The organism is Vibrio cincinnatiensis (assembly GCF_022113815.1).
Lineage (GTDB): Bacteria > Pseudomonadota > Gammaproteobacteria > Enterobacterales > Vibrionaceae > Vibrio > Vibrio cincinnatiensis_A.
The window spans coordinates 367,102-383,307 of sequence record NZ_SGOM01000001.1; the positions used below are offsets into that span (position 1 = coordinate 367,102).

Here is a 16,206-nt window from a genome sequence, read left to right on the forward strand (position 1 = left end):
ATTAATGGTTGAGTTGCATAGCGTTATCGATGATATTACGGACTCGGTCATTAAAATTTATTTATGATTTTTGAGTCACATCTCGTACCGTATCACGCTCAACAATTTCTGGGTGCATTTCGAAAGTACGGCGTTCGTGCTCTTTGTCTTTGATCCGCTCCAGCAGAATTTCAAATGCATTTTTCCCAACTCGGCGTTTAGGCTGGTGCACTGTTGTTAGTGGTGGTGAGAAATATTCAGCGAGTTCAATATTATCGTAACCAATAATCGACATATCATCAGGGACACGTACACCGCGTTGTTGTAAACGGCTAATTAAACCAAGCGCCATCGTATCATTAAAGCAAAAAACGGCAGTAGGGCGAGTATCCATTGCGAGAATCTTATCTGCAGCTAATACAGCGGTATCACACTCAAAGTTTCCTTCTAGAATCCAATCATCATTGACTGGCAGATTGGCTTCTGCCATTGCCCGCCGAAAACCTGCAATACGTTCTTGGCAAGCGGCTTTGACAAAATGGCCGCTAAGGCAAGCGATCGCTTGATGCCCTTTTTCAATCAGATATTTGGTTGCAAGGTAACCCCCTTCTTCAGAGTTATCAATGATCTTATCTGCTTGAGAGGTTTCAGGCCCCCAATCCATGATCACTTTAGGAATGTCTGGATGGCTTTCTAGCATTTCCAGCAATTCTTCCGTTAAGTCTGAACACATTACGAGCATGCCGTCCACGCGTTTTTCTGCCAGCATACGAATATAGTCACGTTGTTTTTCATAAATACCCCCGGTATTACATAAAATCAGCGTATAACCTTGGCGATAGCAATAACTTTCAACACCATCAATCACTTCAGAAAAAAATAGGTTTGTTGACTGGGTAACCAGCATGCCAATCGTACATGTCGTATTACACTTTAAGCTCCGAGCAACAGCACTTGGTGCATAGTTTAGTTGTTTGACTGCATCGAGTACTTTCTCTTGCGTGGTTTCTGCAACAAAACGTGTTTTGTTGATAACATGAGATACGGTTGTTGTTGATACGCCAGCTAAGCGTGCAACGTCTTTAATCGTAGCCATAAATTTATCCTATCAATGACTGCTGGGGCCAAAAGAGGCATCACTTTATCGAGTGCAGCAGTAGTTATACCCCGATCTCCCCCAAAAGGGAGCCATTAGGCGTTATGATGCGATAGGCGACGTTGGTTTTATTGCAATCCGCTCTGGAGAAAGCGCGATTTTGCCTGTTGCTTGACGATAACGCTCAATGATTTGGGCATAGGCTGTAATTAGCCTAAAAGTAATAAAAACACAAAAACCGCTTTCAAATAGCGGCTTGTCTCTTACATTCATCTTGTCAGTAGCGAGCAAGATTTTAGACTGCAACGGGTTAACCCGCAACGAAATTTACCCTCACTATGCGTCATAGCCACGCTAAATGGTCAGTAAACTTGTTAATTTGTGAGCAAGATGAGTATTCACCACCCATCGCTCCACTTTTATTGGGTACGACTTGGCTCTGTATTGTCATGATGGCTTGCCCAATCTCGCATGGCTTGCCACATTAGCCCCATTGTTTCATACCAATAGCGCTCGGTTTGTTCTAAATACTGTGCTTTGGGTGTGTATTTATCCCAAGTTTGAGCAATATTCTTTTGGGCTAGATAATTGGTAGGGGCAGGGATTGGGGTTAGCCCAACGGAATGAAATTCATTCATTGCACGTGCCATATGACTAGCTGAAGTCACAAGTACCAATTGTTTTTGCTGGACAAAGGCTGCCGCTTGCCGTGCTTCTTCCCAAGTATCTTGCGCTGTTTCTAGTAAGATAATGTCTGATTTTGATACGCCAAGAGCGAGCGCAACTTTCGCCAGCATCCTAGCATGGCTGAACTCACTTCCTCCCGCATAGCCAGATAAAATCAGTTTGGAGCCCGGATACATATGTAAAATACGGATACCTTCCGCTAATCGCATCAACGCAGTTCGCGTTAACTCTGAAGTGGGTGGAATACTGCCATCTACGACATGCCCATTCCCCAGCACCATGACATAATCAACTGCACCATCAACAGGTAGAAAGGCGCTATATTGGCGTTCTAAGGGCATTAAAAGACGGCTAGACAGGGGTTGGAAGGAAATGAGAAATAAACCAAGCAAAGAAAATAGCACCACGAGGCAGCCGGTTTTACGCTTTGCCGTAAACATGATCAGCATTAAGCCGATAAAACCAATGATCAGCAGTGCTGGCAAAGGCATAAGGAGAGAGGAAACGATTTTTTTCAGCTCAAACATAAACAAAATAGTCCGAAAAAACAGCACTTGATAGTAAAATCAGCGAAAGATTCTTTATTCCTGCCATTCCTATGACAGAATAGCAGCACGATTGATTATCATAACTCAAGCCACCGTGACAGAAGATCGCAATTTCGACGATATTGCCCACAAATTTGCAAAAAATATTTATGGTTCTGACAAAGGTGAGATCCGCCAAGTTATTGTTTGGGAAGATCTCATGCGTATGCTCACCCATTTCGATGAATCACAAGCTCCGTTGCACATTTTAGATGCAGGCGGTGGTTTGGCACAGATGTCGCAAAGATTAGCGAAATTTGGCCACCATGTCACCTTGTGTGATCTTTCTTCTGAAATGTTACATTTGGCAAAACAGAACATTACGGAGAACGGATTACTTGAGCACTACCATTTTGTGCATGCTCCGGTTCAATCGGTAGATAAACATTTGTCAGCGCCTGTTGATATTGTCATGTTCCATGCGGTAATGGAGTGGCTTGCTGATCCTCAAACTGCATTGAAGCATCTATTGGCTCAAGTGCGGGTCGGTGGAATGGCATCCATTATGTTCTATAACCAGCATGGCTTGGTGTACAAGAATGCGGTGTGTGGCAATATTCCTCACATTTTGGCGGGAATGCCACATCGCAAGCGTTTTAAACTTCAACCTCAGCAAGGTTTATTACCGACGGAGGTTTATCAGTGGGTGGAGCAAGCGGGGTTTGAAATTTGTGGAAAATCCGGTATCCGCTGTTTTAGTGACTATATTGGCAATATGAAAAATATGGGTGACTACCACTATGAAGACCTTTTGGCATTAGAACGGCGGTACTGCCGTCAGGAACCTTATCTCTCTTTAGGTCGCTATATCCATGTTTGGGCTAAGAAAAAAGAACAGGAATAACAATGAGTGAGTTAACTCAGAACGCTGCAGAGCAGCCCATTGATGAGTTGGTTAGTTGGGTTAAGCAGCATGATTTCTCATTGAACCTCAGTACGGAGCGTCTGGCCTTTCTGATTGCCATCGCCGTGTTGAGTCATGAACGATTTGATGAAGAGCTTGGTGAAGGTGAGTTGCATGATGCTTTTGCGATCGTCACTCGACTCTTTACTGAGACAGGAGAAGCTTCGGCTTTTCGAGCGAATAACGCGATTAACGAATTGGTCAAACAGCGCTTGATCAGTCGATTTACCAGTGAAGTTACCGAAGGGATGAGTATTTATCGTCTCTCGCCCCTTGCTGTAGGGATTACCGATTACTACGTCCGTCATCGAGAGTTTTCTAAATTAAAGCTCTCCATTCAGCTTTCGATGGTTGCCGATGAAATGGCTAAAGCGGTGGAATCGGCTCAGCAGGGAGGCACGGCGGGCCACTGGAAAAAAAACGTTTATGGTGTGCTGAAATATTCTGTTGAAGAGATCTTTGATCGTATTGATCTCAACCAGCGAGTTCTCGATGAACAGCAGCAATCCGTAAAACTGCAAATTGCGGAGCTGTTAAACCAAGATTGGCGTGACGCCATTCAGCAATGTGAACGTCTACTGTCAGAAACTTCATCGACACTGCGAGAGCTACAAGATACCTTGCAAGCCGCGGGCGATGAATTGCAAACACAGATCCTCGATATTCAAGAAAAAGTCTATGGTGATACAGAACTTGAGTTTATTGAAGAAGTGCTGTTCTCACTGCAGATGAAGTTGGATCGCATCACCAGTTGGGGCCAACAAGCGATTGATTTATGGATAGGTTACGACCGACATGTCCATAAGTTTATCCGAACCGCTATCGACATGGATCAAAACCGAGCTTTCAGCCAACGTCTTCGCCAGTCTATGAATGACTATTTCACGCAACCGTGGTTATTAACGTTTGCAGAAGCGGAGCGTTTGTCGGATCTGCGTGATGAGGCATTGGTGCTCCGAGATGATGAGGTGACTGGGCAACGGCCAATGGAGGTTGAATATGAAGAATTTCAGCAAGTCCATGATGAAATTTCAGAGCGTATTGGTCATATGCTTAAAGCCCATAAAGAGCAGCAACAGCCTATCGATTTAGGCGTCGTGTTACGTGATTATCTGGCTTCTCATCCGCGTACACATCATTTTGATCTCGCTAGAATTGTCGTCGATCAAGCGGTACGCCTCGGTTATTCTGAATCTGATTACCGAGCTGTTCAGCCAGACTGGCAAGCAATTAACGAATTTGGTGCAAAGGTACAAGCAAATGTCATCGACCGATATTAATGAATATATGCCAGAGAAACTGGCTAAAGCGATAGTAAATCCGCTTTTTCCTGCTTTAGATAGTCAATTACGTGCAGGGCGGCATGTGTCTAGTGATGATCTGGATAACCATGCCTTTTTATCTGATTTTGAACCTGAGCTGGCGTTATTTTATCAGCGTTACAACACCGAGTTGGTTCGTGCACCCGAAGGCTTTTTTTATCTCCGTCCACGTTCATCATCCTTGATTAACCGTAGTGTCTTATCTGAATTGGATATGTTGGTAGGTAAGGTGCTCTGCTTCCTCTATTTAAGTCCAGAACGATTGGCGCATGAAGGGATTTTTACCAACCAAGAGCTGTATGAAGAACTGCTCTCATTGGTTGATGAAAAAAAATTGATGAAATTGGTGACTCATCGCGCCACGGGATCGGATTTAGATAAAGAAAAGTTATTTGAAAAAGTTCGCACTTCTTTGCGCCGGTTACGTCGCCTTGGCATGCTCATTCACATAGGAGAAACCACCAAGTTTCGTATTACGGAAGCGGTGTTTCGTTTCGGTGCGGATGTACGAGTTGGGGATGATATGCGTCAGGCACAGTTGCGTTTGATCCGTGATGGTGAAGCAGTGGTTCATACTCAAGAACCTAACCAACCTAGCTTATTAGCCAATGAAGCGGAATTACAAGAACAAGATGAACAACACGAAGTATGGGAAGACGAAGCATGATTGAAAGAGGTAAATATCAATCACTCACCATGATCAACTGGAATGGCTTCTTTGCCCGCACTTTTGATATCGATAATTTGGTGACCACATTATCCGGTGGTAATGGTGCAGGAAAATCCACCACGATGGCGGCTTTTATCACCGCCTTAATTCCTGACCAAAGCTTACTGCACTTTCGTAATACAACGGAAGCAGGGAGCTCACAAGCATCTCGTGATAAAGGTCTTTACGGTAAGTTACAGCCGGGAGCTTGTTACGCGGCACTCGATGTGGTGAATTCTCGTCATCAACGTTTGTTGTTTGCGGTCAAACTTCAGCAAGTGGCTGGGCGAGATAAGAAAGTGGACATCAAACCCTTTGTTATTCAAGGTTTACCCAGCCATATTAAACCGACGGATATTTTGGTAGAAAGTGTTTCAGATAACCATGCTCGTGTTCGTCAGTTAAATGAAGTGAAAGAAGCTCTGAGCGGTATTGAAGGGGCTTCTTTCAAAGCATTTGGTTCCATTGTGGACTATCACAGCCAGATGTTTGAGTCAGGAGTGGTACCCAAAAAATTACGTAATAGTAGCGATCGTTCCAAATTTTACCGTTTGATTGAAGCTTCGTTATATGGTGGTATTTCCAGCGCGATTACCCGTTCATTGCGCGATTACTTATTGCCACAAAATGGCGGAGTTAAAAAAGCGTTCCAAGATATGGAATCGGCGTTGCGTGAAAACCGCATGACTTTGGAAGCCATTAAAAACACGCAAGCAGATCGAGATCTATTCAAACATTTGATCACTGAATCGACCCAGTATGTGGCTGCTGACTATATGCGCCATGCGAATGAACGTCGTATTAAAGTTGAGCAAACATTGTCGCTGCGCCAAGAACTCTTTACGGCTCGCGAAACACTGATTGAACAAAATCGCCTACTTAATCGTGTTCATGAAGAACTGGACATGCTGGTTGAGCAAGAGTCGGCGCTAGAGCAAGACTATCAGGGGGCTTCAGATCATTTACAACTGGTACAAAATGCCCTACGTCAACAAGAAAAAATCGCTCGCTATCAAGATGATTTAGAAGAACTGAACATTCGTCTTGAAGAGCAGTTGATGGTGGTCGAAGAAGCGCAAGAACGCGTCATGATGGCGGAAGAGCAAGCCACCATGGCTGAGGAAGAAGTGGATAGTCTGAAAACACAATTGGCTGATTATCAACAAGCCCTTGATGTACAACAGACCCGCGCTTTGCAATATCAACAAGCGTTACAAGCGCTCGACAAAGCTCGCCACCAGCTCAATGATCCCACGCTCTCTGCAGAAGTTGCTCATGCGCGAATCAGTGAGCTGAATGCTCAGAAAGAGCAAAAAACCAGCGAGCTATTGGCCGTAAAACATAAGTTGGATATGTCATCAGCGGCGGCGGAGCAGTTTGATCGAGCGCTGAGTTTAGTGAAAAGCGTACTGGGGGAAGTCAACCGTAGTCAAGCGGCTGAACACGCGAAAACCATTTTACGTCAAACACAAGATGCTCAGCAGATGGTACAAAATGAGCAGGCGTGGTTGGAGCAGCAGCGTGATCTGCACTATCGAATTGAACAGCGAAATCTAGTACAGCAGCGAGTCAGTGACTATCACAAGCACCATCAGGTTCTACTCAGTGAAGAGGACAGCCTCGAGTTAGAGCGTGAGCGTCACCAAGCGTTGTTAGAGAGTTTGGAGCAGAACCAAGAAACACTACGTGAACAGAGAAGTCAGCAGCGCCGTCTTGAGCAAGAACTTCAATCTGATATCGCTCGCTATGAAAGCATTGCCCCAGCGTGGATTCAAGCCAATGATGCTTTGGCGATCTTACGTGAGCAAAGTGGTGCTGAATTAAGTGATCGTCAATCGGTCATGAGTGAGATGCAGTCTCTGCTGGAGCGTGAAAAAGTACAATCGCTTGAGAAGGACAAACTTGCTCAACATCGTGCTCAGCTTGACCGTGAAATTGAACGGCTTGCTTCACCGGGTGGTTCAAATGATCCTCGCTTAAAAGGGTTGGCAGATACACTGGGTGGCGTTTTATTATCTGAAATTTATGATGATATTACTCTGGATGATGCGCCTTACTTCAGTGCGATGTATGGCCCGGCTCGTCATGCGATTGTTGTTTCTGACTTATCTGGTATAAAAGAAAAGTTGGTTGAGCTAGATGATTGTCCAGAAGATCTCTATTTAATCGAAGGTGATATCGATGCCTTTGATGATAGTTCGATTGATGTTGAAGAGTTAGCCGGAGCGGTTTGTGTTCAGTTAAATGATCGACAAATGCGTTATTCTCGCTTTCCAGAGATCCCTCTATTTGGACGAGCAGCTCGTGAGCAGCGTTTAGAACGACTCCGCTTAGAACGAGAAGAGGTCGTTGAAGCTCATGCCAAAGCGGCTTTTGATTCTCAAAAACTGCAACGTTTATACAGCAGTTTTAACCTTTTTGTGGCTGAACATTTACAGTGCGCATTTGAAGCGGATCCTGAGCAAGCATTACTGACTGCACGAGAAAAACGTAATCAAGTACTTCGCCAGTTAGCGGATTTGGAAAACCAAGAGCATCAGCAACGCAGTCAACGTCAATTGAGCAAACAAGCATTATCGGCACTCGATAGTATCTCTCCAAATTGGCGTCTATTGGCAGAAAGTGCCTTGCAGGAGCGCTTAACTGATCTGAATGATAAATTAGAGCATCTTAGCCAAGCGAAGGTATTTCTTGCTCAGCACAGTCAAACCGTCGAACAGTTGCAGGCGCTGGCTTCTGCCTTAGAAGTGGACCCAGAACAATTTGATGTATTAGAGCAACAATATCAACAAGCGGATCAGGCTCTGCAAAGTCTAAAAAGCCAAATCTTTGCGCTTTCTGATCTTTATGAGCGTCGTCAGCACTTTGCCTATTCTGATTCGGTGGATTTGCTCAGCCAGAGCAGTGAGTTAAGTGAACAGCTTAAAGCCAAACTCATACAAGCGGAGAGTCTTCGTAACCGTAGCCGTGATGAACTTAAACAAGCGCAAGCGCAGTTGAGCCAGTATCATCAAGTCTTGGCGTCTTTAAAAAGCTCTCATCAAGCTAAGCTGGAAACGGTACAGGAATTTAAGCAAGAGCTACAAGAGTTTGGGGTTCAGGCCGACGAGGGGGCATTAAGTCGTGCTCAGCAACGCCGTGATGAACTGCATGAGCGTTTACATAGCTCTCGTGGTCGTAAGAGTGAATATGAGCGGACGATCACCTCGACCGAAGTTGAAATGAAAGCGTTAGCCAAGCGTCTGAAGAAAGTGGAAAAAGAGTATCAGGATCTGCGAACTTTTGTGGTTAATGCCAAAGCGGGTTGGTGCTCGGTATTGCGTCTTGCGCGTGAAAATGATGTTGAGCGTCGTTTACATAAGCGCGAACTGGCGTATTTATCGGCCGGTGAACTGCGCTCTATGTCTGATAAATCATTAGGAGCCTTACGTTTAGCGGTTGCTAATAATGAAGACTTGCGTGATGCGTTACGCTTATCGGAAGATAATGCGCATCCAGAGCGCAAGGTACTATTTTATATCGCTGTTTATCAGCATCTGCGTGAACGTATTCGTCAAGATATCATTCGAACAGACGACCCCGTTGAAGCCATTGAAGAGATGGAAGTTGAGCTTGCTCGTTTGACTGAAGAACTGACGCAGCGGGAAAATCGATTGGCGATCAGCTCAGATTCTGTCGCCAGTATCATCCGTAAGACCATTCAACGTGAGCAAAACCGCATTCGAATGCTTAACCAAGGGCTATCGAATATCGCCTTTGGTCAAGTGAAAGGGGTTCGTCTTAACGTTAAAGTGCGTGAAAGCCATGAAATCTTGCTCAGTGGGTTAGTCGAGCAACAGGTACAGCATAAAGATCTGTTTGAAAGTACTCGCTATACCTTCTCAGAAGCAATGGCGAAACTTTTCCAACGAGTCAACCCACACATTGATATGGGTCAGCGTTCTCCTCAGGTATTAGGTGAAGAACTGTTGGATTACCGTAATTACCTTGAGTTGAGTGTTGAAGTGAATCGAGGCTCCGATGGTTGGCTACAAGCCGAGTCTGGTGCATTATCGACCGGTGAAGCCATTGGTACGGGTCAATCGATTCTTCTGATGGTCGTACAAAGCTGGGAAGAAGAATCTCGTCGCTTACGGAGCAAAGATATTGTTCCTTGTCGTTTGCTTTTCTTAGATGAAGCGGCACGTTTGGATGCAAAATCTATTGCAACGCTATTTGAGCTTTGTGAGCGCTTGGATATGCAATTGCTGATCGCCGCGCCTGAAAATATTAGCCCAGAGAAGGGCACAACCTATAAATTGGTTCGTAAAGTCTTTAAAGATCACGAACATGTGCATGTAGTGGGGCTGCGAGGGTTTGCGAGTAAAGAAAAACCAAAAAGTGAAGAGCAACAGCTGGCGGAGGCATTAAGTTAACCGCTAGATTGGAGAAGAAAAAACGCCTTCGATATGAAGGCGTTTTTTATAGGGTGATTAATCCGTTACTTTTCTTGGTTGCCAAACTGTTTTGCGGCATAAACTACCCGTTCTGCGGGTGTCGGGTAAATCAGTGGTGAGCCTAAGTTTTCAATATGTTGTAGGCGAGGCAGTAGCCCTGCACCATTGGCCGTTTGAATCGCAAGCCCTGGGCGAGCATTGAGTTCAAGCACCATAGGGCCTTCTTCTTTGTCCAACACCATATCCGTACCCAGATAACCAAGCCCGGTCATCTCCCATGCGCTAGCTGCAAGTGTGAGCAAACGCTCCCAGTGGGGAACGACAAGTGTGGAAAGATCTTTCCCTGTGTCGGGGTGAACGGTGACCGGACGATTAAATTGTACCGCTCGGACGGCTTTCCCCGTAGCGATATCAATGCCGACACCGACCGCGCCTTGATGGAGGTTTGCTTTACCATCAGAGGCAGAAGTAGAAAGGCGCATCATTGCCATAACGGGGTAGCCTTTAAAGACGATGATTCGTACATCTGGCACCCCTTCATAACTAAAGCCATCAAAGCAATCATCAAACTTGATTAAGTTTTCTATTACGGCGACATCATTCTTACCGCCTAATGAAAATAACCCAGCCAACGCATTACTGATGTGTCTTTCAACATCTTCTTTGGTAATGGTTGAACCTGATGGTTTGGTATACACCCCATCTTGATGCGAACTAATGACTAAAATACCTTTACCGCCACTACCTCGGGCTGGTTTGATAACAAAGCCCGGCCATTGCTCAACCATCTGGTGAATTCGTTTTACATCCCCTTGATTACTGATCACACCAATTAACTGCGGTACTGTACAACCAGCCCGTTGAGCAATTAATTTTGTTTGCAGCTTATCGTCAACCAATGGGTACTTAGAACGGTCATTATAGCGGCCAATATAACTGTGGTTACGTTTGTTCATCCCCATGATCCCTTTGCGACGTAATTTGAAAGGGGAGGTGTACTCAGAAAGAGAGAGAAACATATTAATCTCCATCCACCAAAGGTTTAAAGCGACGTAACTCTGTTATGCGGTAACCGGTATAGGTTCCGAGTAATAAGATGGCGGCTAACACAACCAGTTGTAAGCCAATAAAGTTGAAGGTGAGGTGCTGGACATACGTGTTAGTCATCGCGAGATAGATCAGCACTGCGGTTAAGAGTGAACCGCCACCTTGTAAAATCACTTCTTTTGCCCCTTCTTCTTCCCAAAGAATGGACATGCGTTCAATGGTCCATGACAAGATGATCATAGGGAAGAACGTGATGGTTAAACCTTCGGTTAAGCCAATTTTAAATGCCACCACGGTAAAGACCGAGATAATTAAAATGACGGAAATAATGACAGCCGATATACGAGCAACCAGTAATAAATTAAGTTTCGATAAGTAACTGCGGATAATGAGCCCAGTACCGACAATTAATAAGAAGCCGACAATACCGGTGGTTAACTGGGTTTGTACAAAGGCCACCGCAATCAGTACTGGCATAAAGGTGCCCGAAGTTTTTAAACCGATGATGACACGTAAAAATACCACGATCAGGGCACCGATAGGGATGAGCATGATCGTTTTAAACATAGCTTGCTCTTCGAGAGGTAAGCTATGAATTGAGAGGTTTAGTAGCCCGTCAGCTTCCACTTTATTACTGGTTGCTTGCTGTGGAGAAACCTCTTGAGCAATCATGGTAAAGTGTACTTGGCTGTTTTGACCACCGATGACATCCAGTAAAGAGATGTTCGATTCATCCCATACCAAAAGGTTAGGTTGAGTTGGTTGAATGCCAGTTTCTGGATTAAAGAGAACCCATTTTTGCCCGTCCCATACTTGATTCATATGTTGGATAGACTGACGGCGGCGGCCGTCTTCTAGCTTAATGACGCCCACAACTTTATTGGCAATTTGTTGGTAAGACAGCAATTTTTGTGCGGCATCTACCTTGCTCATTTTATTCAACAGTAAAGCGGCATTCTGGTTTTCAGTATCATTGAGCGTCTTAATCAACTCTCGAGTAAAGGTGACATCGTCAGCCGAATGTCGGTTTGCTTGCTCTATCAAAGCAATGGCGGCAATTTCTTCTGGGCCATCAAACGTTGGCTTACTTAGCGTTTGGGCTGGGGGAATGGGTGTTGTTTTGGCTTGTGGATCGACTAAAAACTGTGCTTTGTAGTAAATCGTTTGTGGGCCTGTAGCCTGACGAATAGACCATTCGGCCCGTCGTCCCGTTTCTGTCGTGAGATAAGAGATACCATAACCTGGAGAGGAAGCGTTTTCACCGACTAAGGTGAAGCCATCTTGCGTATGAGGGGCGGCAAGGGATACTTTGACTTCTTTCCCCTGAGCATTGAATTCGATGCGTGCTTCAATATCCCAAACTTGGCGGGTTTCTCCCGGCGTCCACGGCACCCCATAACTTTGGTGACGTATCATACTTAACGTAATACCGATGGTAACCAGCAAAAGAATCGATAAATAGAATGGAACTCGTGATGTCATAACTGACCTTATGTATTTACTTTGTTTCTGTCTGAATGTATTTCCGACTGACATCCACTACCGCAATGTCACGGATAAACTCTCTACCCAGTAGGATCGGATGGCTCATTTGTGAACGGTCAGCTAAGGTAAACTGCGCTTTTTCATGAATAGCGCCTAATTTGACCCACAATTCAACGACGGCGCGGCGTTCTGACTGTTCGCTGGTTGACTGGCGAATACGAACGAACCGTATGATCGGCGCTTCTATCCAGTTGTTATCATCTTTGACACTGGTATCGCCTGCGAGATGAAAACGTACCCAGTTTTTCCCATTCCGTTCAAATTCTTCTACATCAATCGCATTTAAAGAAGAAGTGGCCGCACCGGTATCCACGCGAGCATCAAACGTTTGTTTGATCGCATCAATGGTCACTTTTTCTATTTCACCCAATACCACATCATGACGAGGGATACTGGGGGCAGCACTGTTTGGCATGGATGTGCGTTGAGGCTGCGACGGATCTTCTGTAACCACCACTGGACGATTAGCCAGAACCTTGAGCTCTTTGACTTGTCCTTTGAGGTCAGAGAGTTGATTCTCTAGGCTGTCGATATAGTCCATCTGGTTACTAATATGCAGCTCTAAATTGGTCATTTTATTGGAAAGGTTGGATTCGGATTGATGAATGGCAGCCAGCGTAGCTTGATGGTATTCGTCGCCCTTTAATATTGTGCAACCAGAGAGCATGCTAAGTGCGACAAGGGGGGCTATTCGCTTAAACATTTGCGACCTTATTCTTGTGTTGTAGTTTGTTTCATTAGTTATAGCAAAGGATGCGCTACGCATCTTTTGCTAGAGTAGACTTATACGACAAATAACACGTTAAGACTGTGTCAATTATGGCTTTTTTGCAATTAAAATTGCCCGTCTTGGTGCAGGATAGCCTTCAACAGTCTTACTGGTGTCATTCGTATCAAGGTAATCGGGGAGCGAATTATGAGTCATCCACTCTGTGGTTCGCTGTTCATCTAATGAGGTTGTATTCTCATCAACGATGCGAACCTCCACAAATCCCACTTTTTCTAACCAACCTTTCAGGGCTTTTGCTGAAGGGAAAAAGTAAACATTGCGCATTTGAGCATAGCGATCAAACGGAACCAATACGGTATTTTCATCCCCTTCAATCACTAAGGTTTCTAGGACTAATTCACCGCCTTCCACCAATTGGTTTTTCAATTGAATGAGATGATCAAGGGGAGAGCGTCGGTGGTATAACACGCCCATGCTAAATACAGTATCAAAGGCTTCCAGTACCGGAAGTTGTTCAATGCCTAATGGCACTAAATGGATACGTTGATCGTTCCCCATTAATTTGCGGACTGCTTCAAATTGAATGAGAAAGAGCTCGGAGGGATCAATGCCCATCACTTGATGTGCCCCTTCACCGAGCATACGCCACATGTGGTAGCCGTTACCACAACCGACATCCAAGACTGAACGATCTTTTAATGGTGAAATATGAGGAAGAAGACGGTCCCATTTCCAATCACTTCGCCATTCGGTATCAATATGAATACCATGGAGAAAATAGGGGCCTTTGCGCCAAGGATGAAAAGTTTTCAGCAGGCTTTCTAATTTCTTCTGTTCCCCAGCCGCCAGTGGCTGGTGATTATGGACGGTGACTGACGTTTTTAAATCCATCGCATCGGGTGGGGTATCATCGATTTTCTTTAAAGCACGTAACCAGCGATCCATATCGCCATGAGGCTTGTCTTGCCAATCCGACAGTTGTTTGGGCAGTACATCTAACCAAGGCTGTAGGCGAGTGTCTTGAGCAAGGCGTTGATAAAGTGGACCAAAATTAAACATGGAATGTGTTCCTAAATCGTGCACAAAGCCCTGTCGTCGTGCAGAGGGTAAATCGTCTCTGGGTAGGATAGGGCGTATAAACGTTATTTGATGGCAAACATAGAGCCAAAATTAAAGCATTGAAACCAGACTTCATAGCTTGAAAAGCCCAACTGCTTAAAGCGCTGTTTATGGGCTTCAACGGAATCGGGACGCATGACATTTTCGATAGCACTGCGTTTTTGACTGATTTCCAATTCGCTGTATCCATTGGCACGCTTAAAATCATGGTGTAAATCAATCAATAGTTCATGTGCTGTCTCATCAGGGAAAATAAATTTCTCTGAAACAATTAAAATGCCTCCTGGGCGCAAACCAGCATAAACTTTTTCAAGCAGCGTGTAGCGATCTTCAGGCGATAAAAACTGTAAAGTGAAGTTGAGTACGACAACCGACGCATTTTCAATCGTGACCTCTCGAATATCGGCTTCCATGATCTCGACCGGAGTATCAGAACGGTAGGCATTGACATGCAGTTTGCAACGCTCAACCATGGCGGACGAGTTATCAACACCAATGATTTTACAACCTTCTTGCTTGATATGACGGCGCATAGAAAGGGTTGCTGCTCCCAGTGAGCAACCTAAGTCATACAAATGGCTATGAGGTTTAGCAAAGCGTTCCGCGAGCATACCAATGGCCGAAATAATATTGCTGTAGCCCGGGACTGAACGTTGAATCATATCTGGAAAGACTTCGACCACTCGCTCATCGAAGGTGAAATCACCGATTTTATCGATAGGGGCTGAAAATATGGTGTCTTTTGAGCTCATGGGAGAACCTTATACCCGTATAAATTGAGCTAAATGTACCGCTCAACGATAGAAAAGGCGCGTATTTTATGAAAAATTTCATTCTCTGTCATTAAAGCGCGCTCAGTTCCCGTGAGAAGTTAAAACATTGAGAGTTGAGTATCCCCTCTTTGTGCTGGAAACGTTGCGAGATCAGGCAGTTTTTGCGTGATGGTATCAGAATGGTGAATGACCGTTTGTAAGGTTTGGTAGAGAGAGGCGGCAAGCTCTGGTGCATAGAGGTTATCGGGAGTATGGACCATTAAATATGGCTGTTTACCTTGTGCCATCCATTGTGGCAACTTGGCTAACCAAGCGGTAAAAAAAGCCTGATTCTGTGGCAAGTCGGGGTGGCCAATAAACCGGATCATCGGCTGAGTGGCAGTGGCAATGGCGTGTACGGGCACATTGGGTTTTTTCTTTTGCGCATCAATAATGATTTCATTGTCGGGTTTGGCTGCAAACACTGGGCGACTATCCATGATGATCCGATTGATGTTCTCTTCGATGAGCCATTGGTTAAAGCGACGTTCTTCTTCGCCTTTGGCAAAATAGCTGGCGTGTCGAACTTCAACGCCTAAGGGAAAATGGGCGGGGAAACCGCGACAAAACTTTTTCAATTGATCAAGGTGTGCGCCACGAAAAGCAGCGGGAAGTTGGATCGTCCATAAGCCGATACGTTCATGTAAGGGTTCCATGAGTTGAAGAAATTGCTTTAGATCAGTTTGGCAGCCCACCAGTTGGTGTTGGTGGGTGATCGTTTTTGGTAGCTTAAAGGTAAATCGGAAATCATCATGCGTGGCCAAATGCCAGCTACGTACGGTGGTTGGCGAAGGAGATGCATAAAAGGTCGTGTTGCCTTCTACGGTGTGAAATACGCTGGAATAATAAGCTAATCGTTCGGCGGGCGTGGTTCCTGTTGGAAAAAATCGGCCTTGCCAACCAGAGTGTGACCACATAGTAAGACCGAGACGTAATGGAAGCTTTTGCATGGCGACTCTTGATTTTTTCAATGGGACAAAGACGAGTTTCTTTGAAGAATACGGCATTTTAGCGCTATAATCAGCGCCAATTTTTCCGTCGCTGATGCTTTAATCACAATTTGATTGATTATTGTACAAAACAAAGAATACGGAATAGAACACAACAAAATTATATTCTGGAAGGTCGATCTTCACTTTTTTTCAGCGTATAAATGGAACCATGTGTCGCAGGGAATTGTCGTGTCTGCGGCGTAAGAATTAGATGATAAATATAGAGGTTGGGAATTTCACT

Annotated in this window: 11 protein-coding genes and 2 pseudogenes; 4 read left to right on the top strand and 9 right to left on the bottom strand. The window is 44.9% G+C overall.

Annotated features, from left to right (window positions below; translation table 11 throughout):
• Window positions 1-61 precede the first annotated feature (61 nt).
• The gene (gene purR / locus EXA13_RS01660; protein ID WP_238131568.1) at window positions 62-1,075 is read right to left on the bottom strand and encodes an HTH-type transcriptional repressor PurR; all 1,014 of its coding nucleotides are present in this window, start codon (window positions 1,073-1,075) and stop codon (window positions 62-64) included.
• Between the two features lie 419 nt (window positions 1,076-1,494).
• Window positions 1,495-2,316, bottom strand: coding sequence for an envelope biogenesis factor ElyC (gene elyC, locus EXA13_RS01665; RefSeq protein ID WP_238131569.1), 822 nt, complete (start codon window positions 2,314-2,316; stop codon window positions 1,495-1,497).
• Between the two features lie 88 nt (window positions 2,317-2,404).
• Here elyC and cmoM point away from each other — a divergent pair, with 88 nt between their 5' ends.
• The 4 genes from cmoM to mukB are packed head-to-tail and all read left to right on the top strand — an operon-like array spanning window position 2,405 to window position 9,699.
• Window positions 2,405-3,193: a tRNA uridine 5-oxyacetic acid(34) methyltransferase CmoM gene (cmoM, locus tag EXA13_RS01670; protein WP_238131811.1), complete on the top strand. Its 789-nt coding sequence runs from the start codon at window positions 2,405-2,407 to the stop codon at window positions 3,191-3,193.
• Between the two features lie 2 nt (window positions 3,194-3,195).
• Entirely contained in the window at window positions 3,196-4,533 is a 1,338-nt protein-coding gene (gene mukF, locus EXA13_RS01675; protein WP_238131570.1) for a chromosome partition protein MukF, read from the top strand.
• Entirely contained in the window at window positions 4,514-5,242 is a 729-nt protein-coding gene (mukE, locus tag EXA13_RS01680) for a chromosome partition protein MukE (RefSeq protein WP_238131571.1), read from the top strand. Before mukF ends, mukE begins: the two co-directional genes overlap by 20 nt.
• On the top strand, window positions 5,239-9,699 hold the full coding sequence (mukB, locus tag EXA13_RS01685; RefSeq protein WP_238131572.1) for a chromosome partition protein MukB: 4,461 nt from the start codon (window positions 5,239-5,241) through the stop codon (window positions 9,697-9,699). The genes mukE and mukB overlap by 4 nt, the downstream gene beginning before the upstream one ends.
• A 65-nt stretch (window positions 9,700-9,764) precedes the next feature.
• On the opposite strand, the gene EXA13_RS01690 is transcribed toward mukB, so the two are convergent.
• The 7 genes and pseudogenes from EXA13_RS01690 to EXA13_RS01715 all read right to left on the bottom strand — a co-directional run bounded on the left by EXA13_RS01690 (window position 9,765) and on the right by EXA13_RS01715 (window position 15,923).
• Entirely contained in the window at window positions 9,765-10,739 is a 975-nt protein-coding gene (locus tag EXA13_RS01690; protein ID WP_238131573.1) for an alpha-L-glutamate ligase-like protein, read from the bottom strand.
• Between the two features lies 1 nt (window position 10,740).
• Window positions 10,741-12,249 (bottom strand): inactive transglutaminase family protein, encoded by a 1,509-nt coding sequence (locus EXA13_RS01695; RefSeq protein ID WP_238131574.1) that lies wholly within the window; start codon window positions 12,247-12,249, stop codon window positions 10,741-10,743.
• Window positions 12,250-12,265: 16 nt separating this feature from the next.
• Window positions 12,266-12,709: pseudogene (locus EXA13_RS16945) on the bottom strand (ATP-dependent zinc protease family protein); the annotation flags it as partial.
• An 83-nt stretch (window positions 12,710-12,792) separates the two neighbouring features.
• Window positions 12,793-13,015 (bottom strand): annotated as a pseudogene (locus EXA13_RS16950) (ATP-dependent Zn protease); the annotation flags it as partial.
• A gap of 114 nt (window positions 13,016-13,129) precedes the next feature.
• The gene (gene cmoB / locus EXA13_RS01705) at window positions 13,130-14,101 is read right to left on the bottom strand and encodes a tRNA 5-methoxyuridine(34)/uridine 5-oxyacetic acid(34) synthase CmoB (protein WP_238131576.1); all 972 of its coding nucleotides are present in this window, start codon (window positions 14,099-14,101) and stop codon (window positions 13,130-13,132) included.
• Between the two features lie 83 nt (window positions 14,102-14,184).
• Window positions 14,185-14,913, bottom strand: a complete 729-nt coding sequence (cmoA, locus tag EXA13_RS01710; RefSeq protein ID WP_238131577.1) for a carboxy-S-adenosyl-L-methionine synthase CmoA — start codon at window positions 14,911-14,913, stop codon at window positions 14,185-14,187.
• A 119-nt stretch (window positions 14,914-15,032) separates the two neighbouring features.
• On the bottom strand, window positions 15,033-15,923 hold the full coding sequence (locus EXA13_RS01715) for a DUF72 domain-containing protein (RefSeq protein WP_238131578.1): 891 nt from the start codon (window positions 15,921-15,923) through the stop codon (window positions 15,033-15,035).
• Window positions 15,924-16,206 lie beyond the last annotated feature (283 nt).

Coding starts and splice junctions, on each gene's coding strand:
- mukF (WP_238131570.1), top strand. CDS start 3,196: ATGAGTGAGTTAACTCAGAACGCTGCAGAGCAGCCCATTGATGAGTTG.
- purR (WP_238131568.1), bottom strand. CDS start 1,075: ATGGCTACGATTAAAGACGTTGCACGCTTAGCTGGCGTATCAACAACA.
- EXA13_RS01695 (WP_238131574.1), bottom strand. CDS start 12,249: ATGACATCACGAGTTCCATTCTATTTATCGATTCTTTTGCTGGTTACC.
- mukE (WP_238131571.1), top strand. CDS start 4,514: ATGTCATCGACCGATATTAATGAATATATGCCAGAGAAACTGGCTAAA.
- mukB (WP_238131572.1), top strand. CDS start 5,239: ATGATTGAAAGAGGTAAATATCAATCACTCACCATGATCAACTGGAAT.
- cmoA (WP_238131577.1), bottom strand. CDS start 14,913: ATGAGCTCAAAAGACACCATATTTTCAGCCCCTATCGATAAAATCGGT.
- EXA13_RS01690 (WP_238131573.1), bottom strand. CDS start 10,739: ATGTTTCTCTCTCTTTCTGAGTACACCTCCCCTTTCAAATTACGTCGC.
- EXA13_RS01715 (WP_238131578.1), bottom strand. CDS start 15,923: ATGCAAAAGCTTCCATTACGTCTCGGTCTTACTATGTGGTCACACTCT.
- cmoB (WP_238131576.1), bottom strand. CDS start 14,101: ATGTTTAATTTTGGTCCACTTTATCAACGCCTTGCTCAAGACACTCGC.